At 59.4% G+C, this 14,289-nt stretch carries 13 protein-coding genes; 10 read left to right on the plus strand and 3 right to left on the minus strand.

Translation table 11 applies throughout. The features are described 5' to 3' along the window. Positions 1 to 1,062: ATP-binding cassette domain-containing protein (locus tag ACRAUW_RS04310; protein ID WP_431361302.1), on the plus strand; the 1,062-nt coding region annotated here is incomplete at its 5' end. Positions 1,063 to 1,228: 166 nt separating this feature from the next. Next, positions 1,229 to 1,702: a DUF4442 domain-containing protein gene (locus tag ACRAUW_RS04315; protein WP_431361303.1), complete on the plus strand. Its 474-nt coding sequence runs from the start codon at positions 1,229 to 1,231 to the stop codon at positions 1,700 to 1,702. A gap of 33 nt (positions 1,703 to 1,735) precedes the next feature. Here the strand turns inward: ACRAUW_RS04315 and ybcJ are convergent, their stop codons facing one another. Further along, entirely contained in the window at positions 1,736 to 1,969 is a 234-nt protein-coding gene (gene ybcJ / locus ACRAUW_RS04320; protein WP_033137049.1) for a ribosome-associated protein YbcJ, read from the minus strand. 260 nt (positions 1,970 to 2,229) lie between these two features. Between ybcJ and ACRAUW_RS04325 the strand changes: the two genes are divergently transcribed. From ACRAUW_RS04325 to ACRAUW_RS04345, 5 genes are all read left to right on the plus strand, one after another. Continuing rightward, the gene (locus ACRAUW_RS04325) at positions 2,230 to 2,793 is read left to right on the plus strand and encodes a VC2662 family protein (RefSeq protein WP_005333596.1); all 564 of its coding nucleotides are present in this window, start codon (positions 2,230 to 2,232) and stop codon (positions 2,791 to 2,793) included. Between the two features lie 83 nt (positions 2,794 to 2,876). After that, positions 2,877 to 3,653: a DUF429 domain-containing protein gene (locus ACRAUW_RS04330; RefSeq protein ID WP_431361304.1), complete on the plus strand. Its 777-nt coding sequence runs from the start codon at positions 2,877 to 2,879 to the stop codon at positions 3,651 to 3,653. 172 nt (positions 3,654 to 3,825) lie between these two features. Then, entirely contained in the window at positions 3,826 to 4,689 is an 864-nt protein-coding gene (gene pdxY, locus ACRAUW_RS04335; RefSeq protein WP_431361305.1) for a pyridoxal kinase PdxY, read from the plus strand. 278 nt (positions 4,690 to 4,967) lie between these two features. Continuing rightward, a complete protein-coding gene (locus tag ACRAUW_RS04340) occupies positions 4,968 to 6,338 on the plus strand; it encodes a leucine-rich repeat-containing protein kinase family protein (RefSeq protein WP_431361306.1) in 1,371 nt (456 codons plus the stop codon). Between the two features lie 283 nt (positions 6,339 to 6,621). Beyond that, positions 6,622 to 7,269 (plus strand): thiopurine S-methyltransferase, encoded by a 648-nt coding sequence (locus tag ACRAUW_RS04345; RefSeq protein WP_236349302.1) that lies wholly within the window; start codon positions 6,622 to 6,624, stop codon positions 7,267 to 7,269. 332 nt (positions 7,270 to 7,601) lie between these two features. Here the strand turns inward: ACRAUW_RS04345 and ACRAUW_RS04350 are convergent, their stop codons facing one another. After that, complete coding sequence (locus tag ACRAUW_RS04350) at positions 7,602 to 10,388, minus strand: insulinase family protein (RefSeq protein ID WP_431361307.1); 2,787 nt, start codon at positions 10,386 to 10,388, stop codon at positions 7,602 to 7,604. 162 nt (positions 10,389 to 10,550) lie between these two features. Between ACRAUW_RS04350 and sixA the strand changes: the two genes are divergently transcribed. The 3 genes from sixA to ACRAUW_RS04365 all read left to right on the plus strand — a co-directional run bounded on the left by sixA (position 10,551) and on the right by ACRAUW_RS04365 (position 12,440). Further along, positions 10,551 to 11,018 carry a phosphohistidine phosphatase SixA gene (gene sixA, locus ACRAUW_RS04355; RefSeq protein ID WP_431361308.1) on the plus strand — a complete coding sequence of 156 codons (468 nt, stop codon included), beginning with the start codon at positions 10,551 to 10,553 and terminating at the stop codon, positions 11,016 to 11,018. A 133-nt stretch (positions 11,019 to 11,151) separates the two neighbouring features. Further along, a complete protein-coding gene (locus tag ACRAUW_RS04360) occupies positions 11,152 to 11,358 on the plus strand; it encodes a DUF1107 domain-containing protein (protein WP_005336998.1) in 207 nt (68 codons plus the stop codon). Between the two features lie 164 nt (positions 11,359 to 11,522). Further along, positions 11,523 to 12,440: a DMT family transporter gene (locus ACRAUW_RS04365; RefSeq protein ID WP_431361309.1), complete on the plus strand. Its 918-nt coding sequence runs from the start codon at positions 11,523 to 11,525 to the stop codon at positions 12,438 to 12,440. Positions 12,441 to 12,545: 105 nt separating this feature from the next. Here the strand turns inward: ACRAUW_RS04365 and ACRAUW_RS04370 are convergent, their stop codons facing one another. Next, entirely contained in the window at positions 12,546 to 14,162 is a 1,617-nt protein-coding gene (locus ACRAUW_RS04370; RefSeq protein WP_431361310.1) for a peptide ABC transporter substrate-binding protein, read from the minus strand. Positions 14,163 to 14,289 lie beyond the last annotated feature (127 nt).

Below are 14,289 nucleotides of genomic sequence, written 5' to 3' on the forward strand. Positions count from 1 at the left end.
CACTGGTCGGCACGGATCAAGAGCCTCAAGATCAACGGCATTTTGCTGCGTCCGCTCATCGATCTCTTCTACATGATGGTGCTGATCGGTCTGTTGGCGCTGTTCGCCCACGAGGGACTGAGCAGCACTGGTGCCATTCAGGTGGGGGTGCTCTACGCCTTTATCAGCTATCTGGGGCGGATGATCGAGCCGCTCATCGAGATGACCAACCAGCTCAACCAGCTGCAGCAGGCGATGGTGGCGGGGGAGCGGGTCTTTGCCCTGCTCGATGAAACCCGCGAGAGCACCGACGGCGAGCTGCGCCCGCTGGAAGGGCGGGTCAGTTTCGAGCGGGTGAGCTTCTCCTACGATGGCGAGCAGCAGGTGTTGCGGGAGGTCAGCTTTGCCGCAAAACCGGGCCAGATGCTGGCGCTGGTGGGCCATACTGGCAGCGGCAAGTCCACCATTATCAGCTTGCTGATGGGCTTCTATCCGCTGGATCAGGGGCAGATCCGCTTCGATGATCACGCACTGGATATCCTGTCGCTGGCGGCGGTGCGCCGCAGCATCGGGTTGGTACAGCAGGATCCCTTTATCTTCGTCGGCACCCTGGCGGAGAACCTGCGTCTCGGCCGCGCCGGAATAGACGAAGCGCGGCTCTGGCAGGCGCTGAGCGAGGTGCAGCTGGCCGAGTTTGTGCGCAGCCTGCCACAGGGGATCAACACCCTGATGGAGGAGGGGGGCAAGAACCTCTCCGCCGGTCAGCGGCAACTGCTCTCCTTTGCCCGCGCGCTGGTAGGGGATCCGCGTATCCTCATTCTGGATGAAGCGACGGCGAGCGTGGACTCCCAGACCGAGCTGGCGCTGTCGCAGGCGATCTCTGCTGCCCGTCGTGGCCGCACCACCATCGCCATCGCCCACCGCCTCTCGACCATCGTCGATGCGGACGAGATCCTGTTGCTCTCCCGCGGTCAGGTGAGCGAGCGGGGCAGCCACAGCGAGCTGATGGCCCTCGGCGGTCACTATGCCCAGCTGTTCGAGATGCAGAGTCAGGGGGCCTGGCTGGAAGAGAAGCGCGCCTGACCGGCACATTTGCTGTAACAGCGACATGAACGAAAAGAGGGAACCGGTGCGGTTCCCTCTTTTTTTTGTGTTGGGTAAAAGGTCGTAACCGTGATCCCTGTGCTTGTCGAATGGCGCAGATGCAGGCAACATGTTGTTTACATTAACTCATCGGATCAGTTCGCATATGGATTTGCAACGCTTCAAAGCCAATCTGGCGCTCCGGCTGTTTGCCTGGCGCTACATTCCCGTCATCGGGTTTTGTGCCCCGATCATCGAAGAGATGAACGCCAAGGCGCTGCGCATTCGCATTCCTCTTGGCTGGCGTACCCGCAACCACCTGGGCAGCATGTATTTTGGCGCGCTGGCGACTGGCGCCGATCTGGTAGGTGGTCTACTGGTGATGGAGAAGGGGCGGCAGCGGCGCAAGAAGGTGCACTTCGCCTTCAAGGATGTGCAGGGGGAGTTTTTGAAACGACCGGAAGGGGATGTGCGGTTCGACTGCGCAGCGGGGGAGGAGATTGACGCCATGATCGACGAATCGTTGGCAAGCGGTCAGCGCATCAATCGCCCCATCCGGGTGGTGGCCACCTGTCCGTCATTGAACGGAGATGAGGCGATGGCGCGTTTTGTGCTGACCCTGTCGATCAAGGCCAGCTAGCGGGTTGCCGGAGAGTAGCTCCCCTAAACGGGATTAGCCAATCTCCGGGCTGATGCCCTCTTTGACCACAACCTTCATGCCGTTGAAGTTGACCACCTGTTCGGCCACGATCTTGCAGCGCTTGCGGGTCTCGACCTGACCGTCCACCTCGACCAGCCCTTCGGCAACGAGGGCTTTGGCGGCGCCGCCACAATCGGCCCACCCCTGATGTTTGATAAGGTCACACAAGGCAACGAAGGGGTGACCTTCGAGCAGAAACGTCTCCATGGGAAATCCTCTAGATGGATGAATGCCGGATACAGCAGGGCGACTATTTTAGGCAGTTCGCTCAGGCAAAGAAAGGAAGAGGGGCCACTCGCTGCGAAAAAGTGGCCGATTGTCCTTGAGGTGGCGCTTTCGCAAGACCTGATGGAGAGGTGAGAGGGCCAACCGTGACGTATCGTGACGCACCTCGTCCCTGCTGGTGTGCCCACACTCTCCCCTGACTGTTAGGATCGGGTCACTCTCAATGGCCCAAGGAACTTCCCATGACACTCTCCCGCCTGCTGCTGGCATGCAGCGCCCTGACTCTGTGCGGTGTCGCGCAGGCCAGTACCCCGGTGCAGGTTTCGCTGCCCGGTGTCAACCTGCCCGCGTCTCATCAGGTGGAAGGGGCGCGCGCCTCGCTGCTCTACGGTCGGACCGGTCAGGTGAAGGGTATTGATCTGCCGATCTTCGCCCTCTCCGATGTGGATCAGTTCAGCGGCCTGCAGCTCGGGATTTTCCTCGGTGCCGGTCGGGTGCGCCACCAGTTTGGCGGGGTCGCTATCAACGCCATCAACTGGCACGAAGGGCAGGATACCGGCGTCAATCTGGGGCTGGTCAACCTGACCAACAATGTACAGGGGCTTAACTGGGGGGCGGTCAATATCGCCAAGGGCAATGCGCTGGCCAACGTCGGCTTCGTCAACTATGCCGAGCGTACCACCTTCCAGATTGGCTTTATCAATGCGACCAAGCACCTCGATGGCTTGCAGATCGGGCTGGCCAACTATGCCGCCAACGGCGTGTTCCCCATTCTGCCGCTGGTGAATTTCCAGAAATCGTTCTGAGTGGGCGGTTCGCTTTGCGTTAAAGGCCTCTGCTGATTACCCTGTGCCTCTTGCAACTTGTGACAGGCGAACAGAGGTAATTGATGACGGCAGGGCAGATGAGTGCAATAGGGATCGGCTGGGATGTGCGTGGCTGGCAGGGCAGTGCCCAGGCGGTGGCCGTGGTGGGCTGGCAGGCCGAATCCAACCGCCTGCACTGGCTCGGGGTGTCGCCGCTGTTTCGCTTGAGCTCGCGGGTGGCGCCGGATCTGGCCGCTCTGCTGCGTCCGGCCCTGCAAAACGAGCTGACCCTGATGCAGGTAGAAGCCTGCCCGCAACTGGCGCTCGGTATCGATGCGCCACTCGCCTTTCCCCGCGCCTTGCGGGATCTGCTCAACGGCCAGCCACACAGCTGCGCCGTGCCCGAGCGGGAGATAGACAACCACTACGCCTATCGCGACTGCGAGCGCTGGCTGTATGAGCAGTACGGCAAGAAGCCGCTCTCGGCTACCTTCGACCGGCTTGGCAACAACGCCACCCTGGCGCTCTCCATGCTGCCGCGACTCTCGGATCTGCAACTGGTGCCGACCGTTGCCCCGAAGGCCAGTCGCGCCGTGCTGGAGGTCTATCCGGCATTGGCCAAAGTGGGCGGCAAGGCCTCCCCGGCAAGGCCCGAGCTGGCGGCGCAGCTGCCTGCGGATGTGCTGGTCGGCACCGATCGCTATGATGCGGCGCTCTGCGCCCTGATGGCGCTGCAATATGCCGCTGGTGGCAAGGTGACAGTATTGCCTGAGCTGATTTCGCCACCCAGTGACATGCCGTGTGATGAGGGATGGGTCTATCACTTTGCCCGTCATGCTGTTGAACGCAACGAGATGTGACGGACGGACGCGGCGCATCATGGCGCCGCTCACCTTGTCGACGTGGGCCAAATGGCGTAAAAAACCTGTCTTTAGTCAGGAAATTGCCTGTTCATCCCGCGCCAAGGTGGCGCATCGTTATCTTCATCCGATATATTGCCCACCTTGCTGATCCTTTGCTGTGGTATTCCCGATGAAATCCGTTCTCTCTATTCAGTCCCACGTGGTCTTTGGTTGTGCCGGCAACAGTGCGGCCGTCTTCCCCATGCGCCGCCTCGGCATGGATGTATGGCCCATCAACACGGTCCAGTTTTCCAACCACACCCAATATGCCCAAGGGTGGCAGGGAATGGCGATGCCGGCGGGTCATATCAGTGCGCTGGTGAAAGGATTGGGCAATATCGAGGTGTTGAGCCAGTGTGACGCCGTGCTGAGCGGCTACCTTGGCTCCGCCGAGCAGGGGGACGAGATCCTGACCGTGGTCAACGCCGTCAAGGCGGCCAACCCCGATGCCATCTACTTCTGCGACCCAGTGATGGGTCATCCGGAGAAGGGGTGCATCGTCGCCCCCGGCGTCACCCGTTTCCTGACCGAGCAGGCGCTGCCGGTGGCCGACATGATGGCCCCCAACCTGCTGGAGCTGGAGACCCTCTGTGATACCCATCTGGCTGATCTGGATCAGACCCGCGCGGCTGCCCATCAGCTGCTGGCCCGTGGCGTCAAGCTGGTGCTGGTCAAGCATCTCGGTCGTGCGGCGCAGGACTCCAGCCGCTTCGAGATGCTGCTGGCCACCCCGCAAGGGGATTACCTGATTGCCCGTCCGCTTTATGACTTTGCCCGCCAGCCGGTCGGGGTGGGCGATCTTATCAGCGCCCTGATGCTGGCCAACCTGCTGACAGGCCACGATGCGGTGAGCGCGTTTGAGCGTACCAATGCAGCGGTAGACGCCGTGCTGCAAGAGACCTGGCGCCAGCAGGCTTATGAGCTGCAACTCATCGCCGCGCAAGATGCCTTCGCTCTGCCAGAGATTGAAGTGCGAGCGGTGAAACTGCCCTGAGTCATGTTGCGCTCCTACATGCAGTTAGCTGTGACCGGCTTTCCGCCATCCCTGCAAGCCTTCATCATGGGCATGCCGCTTATGGTACCTCATGTATTTCGTCACTCAGCCGGGATGGCTTGCTGAGTGTCCGGCCTCGTAACCAAGGTCAACAAAAGGGGCGATCTGCGCCCCGAATTCTTTATAATGCCCCCCCTTTAAAACAGCCAGCCCCGGATTCGGCGCGCGCTGATGGCTGGTTATGTCATCAGGCAGATCATCAGGATTGAGAAACGGTTATGCATACTCTGGAACAGCTGCGCGCAGGTGAACTGTGCGGTGCCCGCCATCTGAAGCTTTGTGAAAACCTGACGGAGTTCCCCACCGAGATTTTGAGCCTGAAAGAGACACTGGAGGTGCTGGATCTCACCGGCAACCAGCTAAGTGCGCTCCCTGACGAGCTGGCCGGGTTTGGCAAACTGCGCATCATCTTCTGCTCCGAGAACCGCTTTACCGAGCTGCCCGAGGTGTTGGGACGCTGTCCGGCGCTTACTATGGTGGGTTTTAAGGCCAACCGGATTGCTACCGTCTCGGCCAAGGCGCTGCCCGCCGGTTTGCGCTGGCTGATCCTGACTGATAACGCAATTGAACGGCTGCCTGATGAGCTGGGCCAGTGCGACGCCCTGCAAAAGTTGATGCTGGCGGGCAACCGCCTGCGCGAGTTGCCGGCAAGTCTTGCCAACTGCCGCAAGCTGGAGCTGCTTCGCATCGCCGCCAACCGCATCGAACGCTTCCCCGAGTGGCTGCTCTCGCTGCCTCGCCTTTCATGGCTTGCCTACTCCGGCAACCCCTTTAGCGAAGGGGAGGAGGCGCGGGCCATCGATAATGCCCATGTCGCGACCCTTGATTGGGAGACGCTGGCACTGGGCGAGCTGCTGGGGCAGGGAGCATCCGGCGTTATCCATCGCGCCACCCTGGTGGCTAATCCTGCTGATAAAGTGACTCAGGTGAGCGATAGAGGCGATGGCAGTCAGGTGGCGGTCAAGCTGTTCAAGGGGGCGGTGACCAGCGACGGGCTGCCCCGCTGCGAGATGGCGGCATCGCTGGCGGCGGGCACTCATCCCAACCTTATCAAGGTGATAGGCAAGGTGGCGGATCACCCCTCCGGCATTCCGGCGTTGGTGATGGAGCTGATCGACCCGGCCTTTGCCAATCTGGCCGGGCCGCCGAGCCTGGACTCCTGCACCCGGGATGTCTATCCCGAGGGGCTGCATCTGAGTGTGCCGGATGCGCTGGCGATGGCCCACGGCATCGCCTCGGTGGCGGGCCATCTGCACCGCGCGGGCATCATGCACGGGGATCTCTACGGCCACAATATCCTGTTTGCCCGTGGATCTGACGCACCGGCTCGCGCCCTGCTGGGGGATTTTGGCGCTGCTTCCTTATATGACCGCTGCGACCGCGAGCGGGCCGTGGGCCTTGAGCGACTGGAAGTGCGCGCCTTTGGCTGCCTGCTGGAGGAGCTGCTGGCCCATTGTGACACGCAAGACTCACCGCTCGATGGGCTGCATCAGCTCAAAGCGGCCTGTCTCTCGGAACTCCCCGCCGGACGTCCCGATTTTGCTTATATCGACCGTCAGCTGGCGGCCGCTCGCGCCACGCTGTCGTGATCTTTCTGGCGTTGGCAAGCGCTGTTTGGCCTGCCAACGTCATTCCCTTCTTTCATTAATGGCTATCAATGCATGACCTATTTGCATGGATTGGCGTGCCTCTGCCCGTCATAAACGCACCCAATCGCGCCGATTACGACAGCGAGGCACATTGCAAAGAGAAGCCCAGTCTTTCGCCAGATAACACGCAGAGGCTGCGCGGCAAAAAGGGGAGGGCAGAGGGTTGCGCGGTGCCGGTTAAGTTGTGATATTGAGGCATCTTTAGTACAGAAGAGTAATAACGATGGAAGCTGCGTTTTGGCATCAGCGTTGGGAAGAGAACCGGATTGGCTTTCATCAGGCGGACTTCAACCACTGGCTGCAATCCTGGTGGTCAGCCCAGCAAGCGGACGAGCCGGTGCTGGTTCCCCTGTGCGGCAAGTCCCGTGACATGCTCTGGCTGAGCGCTCAGGGTCATCCGGTCGACGGTTTCGAGCTATCGAGCCTTGCAGTCAGTCAGTTCTTCAGTGAAAACCAGCTCGCCGCGACCGTCAGCGAAGTGGGCCCTTATCAGTGCCATCAAGTGGACAGCCTGCGCATTTTTCAGGGGGATTTTTTCGCCGCCCCCAGTCTGGGTCGCCGTTACCGGCTGGTCTATGACCGTGCGGCACTGATCGCCCTGCCGACCGCGATGCGTCGCCAGTATGCGGCCCTGATCAGTTCGCTGGTCGAGATCGGTGGCCAGATCCTGCTGGTGACCCTCGAATATCAGCCTGAGCAGCAGAGTCAGCCCCCCTTCTCGGTGGGAGAGATGGAGGTGCGAGCCCTGTTCGAGCGCGATTTTCGTATCGAGGTGCTGGGGCGCGCTGCCGAGGTGGATCACCCGCGGGTGCTGTCGGGTCAGCTCTCCTACTTCGATGAGGTTGCGTACCGGCTGGTTCGCCGGGGTTAACGGGCAGCTAACGGGTGGCCAAAGGGTGATCTGCGCCGACAAATCGTCGGGCTGTGCGCTCTTCGCTACCTCCTTTGACGTAGATCAACGTGACTGGCGGGGGGAGTGCCTAATATGAGGCTGTTTCTCAATCACTGTTGGCATTGCAAAGCGAGTATCGGGTCTTTCCCGCTTGCTGATCAGCAACTCAGTGTCTGATTTTCACGCTCATGTTCACTTTTGGCGGCTTTGGTCGCAATTGTTATGGTTTTTCCAGCCGACCCTGATGGGTCGGCTTTTTATTGCCTGCGATTTGCTGTGGGAATGGAAAAACGGGGGAAGTCGAGGCCTGATCAGGCCTCGAAGGTGGCGGCATTGAGCCGAAATGCCCGTGGATCATCGATAAACTGGCCGGTGATCCGCTCGTCATGTTCGTGCCCCTGACCATAGCTGCAGAGGATCAGCCGATCGGAGGTGCGCGATCTCAGCTGGGTGATAAAGCGCACCAGGTCGGCGCGGCTCAACTTGCCCACCTCGTCGCAGACCCGTTCCCGCTGATCGAACCCCAGATCCTTGTTTCCGATGCTGACCCACAGCCGCTGGCCGCGACTGCGCAGGTTGGCATCCCGCTCGCTCAGCTGGGCTTGCAGCCCCGCCTTGCTCTCCTGCCACTGCTGCTCGGTAAATTCGAGCATGGCCAGCGGGAAGAGGTCGATAAACTCCTCTACCGCATCGAGCAGGATCTGCGGCCCCGCCACCGGCGACTGGATATAGAAGATCAGGCCCGGATGGCGATTGAGGGGCAGGTTGCCGGCACCCACCACATAACCCAGTTGCTGGCGGGTGCGCAGCTCATGGAAGAAGGTGGAGGACATGATGTGGTTCGCCAGGGTAAAGCAGGCGAGATCCCGCGCCCGGGTGGTACGGGACTGGTAGTAGACCAGCAGCGCCGAGTCTTCGTGATCGCAACCCTGCTCGCGAATAAGGGTGCCCCTGTCCTGAATGGAGATGAGCGGGCGGCGGGTCTCGCCGCTCGGCTTGCTGCTGGTGCCATTGATGTCGCTCAGGTGACGCTCCATCAGGGCCGCCAGCTCCAGCGCTTCGGCAGCAGTCCAGTCGCCGTGTACCAGCGCCTCGACATGCACCTCGCCAAACAGCTGGGCCACGAAGGCGGGCATCTCTGAGAGCTCGACCGTGCGCAGGTGGCGCAGCAACTGCTCGAACGGCGGGTTGTTCGGTTGCAACAGGCTGGTGAGCTGGTTAAAGAGCTGGGAGATGGGGCGCGCCTTGGACTGGTTGTCCCAGTTGCGAATGAGCTGCTCCTTGATCTCGCTAAAGCGGCCCGGGTCCGGATACCCCAGGGTGCGGTTACCGAGGATCATGTCGAGCAAGAGCTGCTGCTTGTCGGCAAAACCGCTCAGGTTGATGGTAAAGCCCCCCTGATGGGCATAGATCTGGTAGCCCAGCCCCGCCAGCTCCGCCGGATAGGTGAGGGCGTTGAGGTGGTCTGCCAACAGCTCCACGGCGAGGCGCGCCATGGCGATATTGCGCGGATTTTTGACCGCATGTTCGCTGTCGATGGAGATGTAGAGATTACCCTTGGGCACGCTGAACAGGTGCTCATGGAGGTGCCAGAGGCGAAAACCGGGACGATCGATAAGGCAGGCGGGCATGTCGGCGGCAAGCTCGGGCGTGCGCGGATCGAGCCTACTGCTGATAAAGGGGTTGGGCTTGGGCAGCGCCAGCGCCGGATCCGGCTCGCTCTGCTGCCAGCGAATTTTCTCGGCCTCGGTAATGGTCGCCACGCTGTAGGGGGTCTGATACCAGCGGGCCAGCCGATCGGTCGCCACTTCCGGCGCAGTGATGGTGATACGCAGATTGTGCGGGGTGAGCTTGGCGAGGAAGCGGCGGATCAGCCCCTCGTCATATTCGCGCATCATGTAGTCGCCGTAGAGCAGATCCTCTGGTTTGTAGCTAAAGAGGTTGAGCACCAGCCCCGACACCGTATCGAGGGGGCGGCCGCGCTCCTGAAAACGGAACGCCGATTCGAGTACGGTCCGTTTTTCGTCATAGCGCCAGCTCTGCAGCCCTTCGCGGCCAATCAGTTTCAGATAGCCAAACAGGGCGGCGAGGATGTCGTCCACATGCTCAAGGCCCAGAGGGGTGAGGCCGAAGTTGACGCCAAAATCCTTGAAATTGGCGCCGCTGATGCCACCGCCCGCCGAGAGCTGATTGACCCAGCCCCTCGCCTTGAGCAGGGAGAGCAGGCTGCCATCCCCTTCGTAGCCAATCAGATGGCTCAGGAAGGTGAGGGGCTTTTTGTCGTAAAACTCGTCCACATTGGGCAGGGGGAAGCAGAGCGACAGCTTTCGGGTCTCCTTGACCGGATTGATGTGGATGAGCACGCCGAGATCATCGAGCCGGTAGAGCGGCATGGTGAGGGTCGGGGTTCCCAAATTGCGATTCAAAATGGGAGCGAAATAGCGACAGCACCACTGCAACTGGGTATCGATGGATTGTGGCGAGATCATCACCAGCGCCATGCGATCCGCGCTGTAGTGGCTTTCGTAAAAACGGATAAGGTCGGAGCGCAGATCCCGTCCCGGCAGATCGGCCAGGGTATCGAGGTTGCCCACCGAGAATTTGGAGAAGGGGTGCGCCGGGTTGACCGTCTCTTTATGTACCTGATAGCTGCGGCGCATGTCGTCCTGCAGCTTGAGACGATACTCGGAGTCGACCGCGTTGCGCTCCTTGTTCACCCACTCGGGATCAAAGGTGGGGCAGATAAAAAACTGGGAGAAGCGATCCAGCCCAGCTTCGAAGAAGCCGTTATCGATCTCGAAGAAGAAGTTGGTGAACTCGGTGCCGGTCCAGGCGTTGTTGCTGCCGCCATGACGGCTCATAAATTGCTGGTACTCACCGGGTTTGGGATAGGTGCAGGTGCCGAGAAACAGCATGTGTTCCAGAAAATGGGCCATGCCCTGGCGGTCGGCCGGATCGTCAAAATGGCCGGTATTGACTGCCAGTGATGCCGCGGATTTGTCGGTGTCGGGATCACAAATCAACAAGACCCTGAGCCGGTTGGCCAGCTCCAGAAAATGGTATTGCCGATGGTCATTGGGACTGGCATATGGGCTCATTGGTGTGTGACTCACGTGGGATTTATTTGAATTTAAACATGATTATCGGCCCCGCTATCCCCTCAGGCAAACCCTTTTCTGAGAGGTAGCGCAATTGTTTCCACCCCCGTGGCGGGGTAAGATCCCCCGGCTATCAAAACAGGCCCGTTGGGCGAGGTTGTAATGAAGATCTATATCATGCGTCATGGCCAGGCTGGTATGAATGCGAAAACAGATGAGCAGCGTCCATTGACCGAGCAGGGTATTGAAGAGTCTATCCAGATGGCCCGCTGGCTGGCGCCTCAGCTGATTGGCCCGCTGGATCGGGTGATCCACAGCAACTATTTGCGGGCACGCCAGACCTGGCAAGCCATATGCATTGAATTACCTGACGCAGCTGCCGTTGAAGAGAGTGGCGACATTACCCCTTACGGTGATCCCGCTTTCGTGGCCAGCTACCTCACTACTTTGGCTGAGCAACATGATCAGATCCTGCTGGTCAGCCATCTGCCGCTGGTGGGGTATCTGGTGCAAAGCCTCTGTCCGGCCGCAGGAGCACCCATGTTTGCCACCTCAGGGATCGCCTGTATCGAGTGGCACAACGGCAAAGGAGCCTTGCTCTGGCTCGAAGGGCCGCATACAATAGGCTAAAAGTTAATAAAAAGTTATAGATTGAATTTTTTGGGAAGAGATGGGCGAGTTTTCCGGTTTTTTATAAATATTTTACGGAATTAATTCGCAGAAGCTGCTGTCATACGGATACAACTGCAAGAGGTTGCAAACGATGAGAGTGTTTAAGAAGTACCTGCCACTGATGGTGGCAAAGCATGTCAAAACCTTCTTTAAAGGTCGGATTTACATCCATGGTCGGGGGCGGTTTGATTTCCAATCCGGTTTGTTGCTGATGCCGAATCCGGCGGATATTCCCCACCGCCAGACAGTCACCGAGGTCAACGAGCTGATCTCCAGACTGCACATGGATGCCGCGTGATGCGCTTCTGAACCTGTTTCTGCATTGATATGCCCGCACTTTTGCGGGCATATTTGTTTCTGGCTACTGGCGTTCACCATGTGGCTGTTCAGGCCCACACCTTTGTTTATCTCCCATCGCCCCCTATACTGGCCTGCTGTTGTCTCTTCGGTCTGGATCCTCTCATGCCCCTTGCCTTTCTGTTTCCCTTCTCCTGCATTGCCATCTGGGCTGGCAATGGCATCGTCAGCAAACTGGCGGTTGGTGTTTTGTCCCCTGCAGCCTTGGCCTGGTCGCGCTGGGTGGTGGCTGCGCTGGTATTAAGTCCGTTTTTGGCCCGTCGGGTATGGCGTGCGCGTGCCCGTCTGCGCGCTGGCCTTTGGCAGATCGCCATGCTGGCCTTGCTGGGCATGGTGCTCAACCAGACTTTTGGTTACTACGCGGCGCAAACCCTGGGAGCCACCGAGATGGGGTTGATGATGGGGCTGACGCCGCTGCTGACCGTGCTGTTCAGCATCTGGCTGCTGCGCGAGCGGCCCACCTGGGGCGCCGTGCTGGGGGCGCTGCTTTCCCTCCTTGGTTTGTCTATCTTGCTGGGGCAGGGGGATCCGACCCGGCTGTTTACCCAAGGCATTCATATCGGCTCTGTCTATATGCTGATTTCGGCGGGCACTTACGCCCTTTACAGCGTGCTGCTAAAGAAGTGGGATCTGGGGCTCGACAACTGGTCGCTGCTCTACGGTCAGGTGATCTGCAGTGTGGTGATCCTGACCCCCTTCTTTTTGCTGGTGGATGGCCAGTGGCCGGATGGCCGGGCCCTGTGGCTGATCCTCTATGCCGGTATCCCCACTTCGGCGCTCTCGCCCTGGCTCTGGATGCAGGGCATCGCCCTGCTCGGTGCCAACCGTACCGCCATCTTTATGAACCTGCTGCCGGTGATGACGGCTGGCCTTGCCATCACCCTGCTGGGTGAGCGGTTGACCAGCTATCACCTGATCGGGGGCGGTCTGACCCTGCTGGGTGTCTTGCTGGCACAGCTGCTGGTGCGTCCGGTGGTGATGGGGCGCAGCCGGGTGGTGCTGGCACCCTGTCCCGAAGAGTAATCTTGTGTGAAAGCGTAGATGAGTCCAATGGCATGCTTGGCTGCCAATGAAAAAGCGCCTGCAGCAATGCAGGCGCTTTTTTATGGTCATATCTTGCCTGGCCGGTTACTGGGCAACCAGATAGAGCTCCTTGCTGTAAACCACATCCTGCGGGTTGTTGTGTGGATACCCCTTGACGAACGGTTTGAGCAACCTGGATTTGACCAGGAAATAGATGGGGGCGATGGGGGCCTCCGCATCAATCAGCGCTTCTGCTTGTTGATACAGGGCATTGCGTTCAGCGGGATCCTGCGAGTCGTGAGCCTTGGCCAGCAGGGCGTCGTACTCCTTGTTGAACCACTTGCCGCTATTGGCACTGCTGCTGGAGGTCATGATGTCGAGGAAGGTGGAGGCATCGTTATAATCCCCGTTCCAGCCATAGCGGCTCACGCCGAAATCTCCTTCGTTAAGTGCCGATACCATGGTCTTCCACTCCATGTTGTTGAGGGTGGCAGTGACCCCCAGGTTGTGTTTCCACATGGAGGAGACGGCCAGCGCAATCTTTTTGTGGCTCTCGTTGGTGTTGTAGAGAATGTCTACGGTGAGTGGCTTGTCCGGGCCATAACCGGCTTCGGCCAACAGGGCTTTGGCTTGCTTGATCCGCTCCTCTTTGCTCTGCAGCTGGCTGGCCGGTTTTTTCAATTCAAAACCGTCCACAATGGGGGGCGTGAAGCTATATGCGGCAATTTGTCCCTGTCCCAGGATCTTGTCGGTGATGGTCTCTCGGTCGATGGCGAGCGAGAGCGCCTTGCGTACTTTCGGGTCATCGAACGGTTTGCGCTGGGTATTGAAGACATAGTAATAGCTGGCCAGCGTGGGGATACTGACCAGCTCTTCCGGGCTCTTGCTCTTGAGCTGTTTGTACTGCTCCAGCGGATAAGTGGTGTAGTGCAGCTCGCCGGTGCGATAGCGGTTGTAGGCGGCGGTTTCCGAGACGATCTCCAGATAGACCACCTTGTTGATCACCGTATTGCTGTTGTCCCAGTAATGGGTATTGCGCTCGGCACTCAGCCGCTCGTTGGGGGTCCACTCTTTGAGTACAAAGGCACCGTTGGAGACGATATTGCCCGGTTTGACCCAATCCTTGCCAAACTTTTCGATGGTAGCCTTGGGGGCCGGGAACGTGGTGTAGTGGGCCAGCGTCTTCAGGAAGAAGGGGACCGGATTTCTCAGGGTGACCTGCAGTGTGTGGTCATCGATAGCCTTGATCCCGAGCTCTGACGGGCTCTTCTTGCCTTGGATCACCTCGCCAGCATTGACCACACCAGTCAACTCGATAAACCAGGCGTAGTTAGAGGCGGTCTTGGGATCGGCCGCCCGTTGCCAGCCGTAGACATAATCGGCGGCGGTGACCGGTTCACCGTTCGACCACTTGGCCTCGGGCCTCAGTTTGAAGGTGTAGACGGTACCTGTCTTGTCGACGTCGTAGCTGATGGCGCCTGCTGGCTTGATCTTGCCGCTACTATCCAGCTCATAGAGCCCTTCAAACAGATCGTTGACGATGGCGCTACCGGCGGTCTCTTCCACCAGTTGAGGGTCGATGGTGGTGGGTTCGTTGCCGATATTGGTCACGTAGATTTGTTGGGCATCCGGCAGCAGCTTGGTACCGGCAGGCACTTGGGCAGCCCAGGCGGGAAGGGCAAACAGTCCGGACACCATGCCGGCAATGAGAGTCTTGTTCATTGATAATCCTTGAGTTTTATTTGCTTCCAAAGCGAAATCAGTGTGCTGGATTGGCCATTAGATCTCAAGAGGCAATGACGGAAGCGATTAGAGGTCCATCGGGCTCCACTTTTAATAGCCATAGGCC

It is taken from the genome of Aeromonas sp., from assembly GCF_050633025.1.
Classification (GTDB): domain Bacteria; phylum Pseudomonadota; class Gammaproteobacteria; order Enterobacterales; family Aeromonadaceae; genus Aeromonas.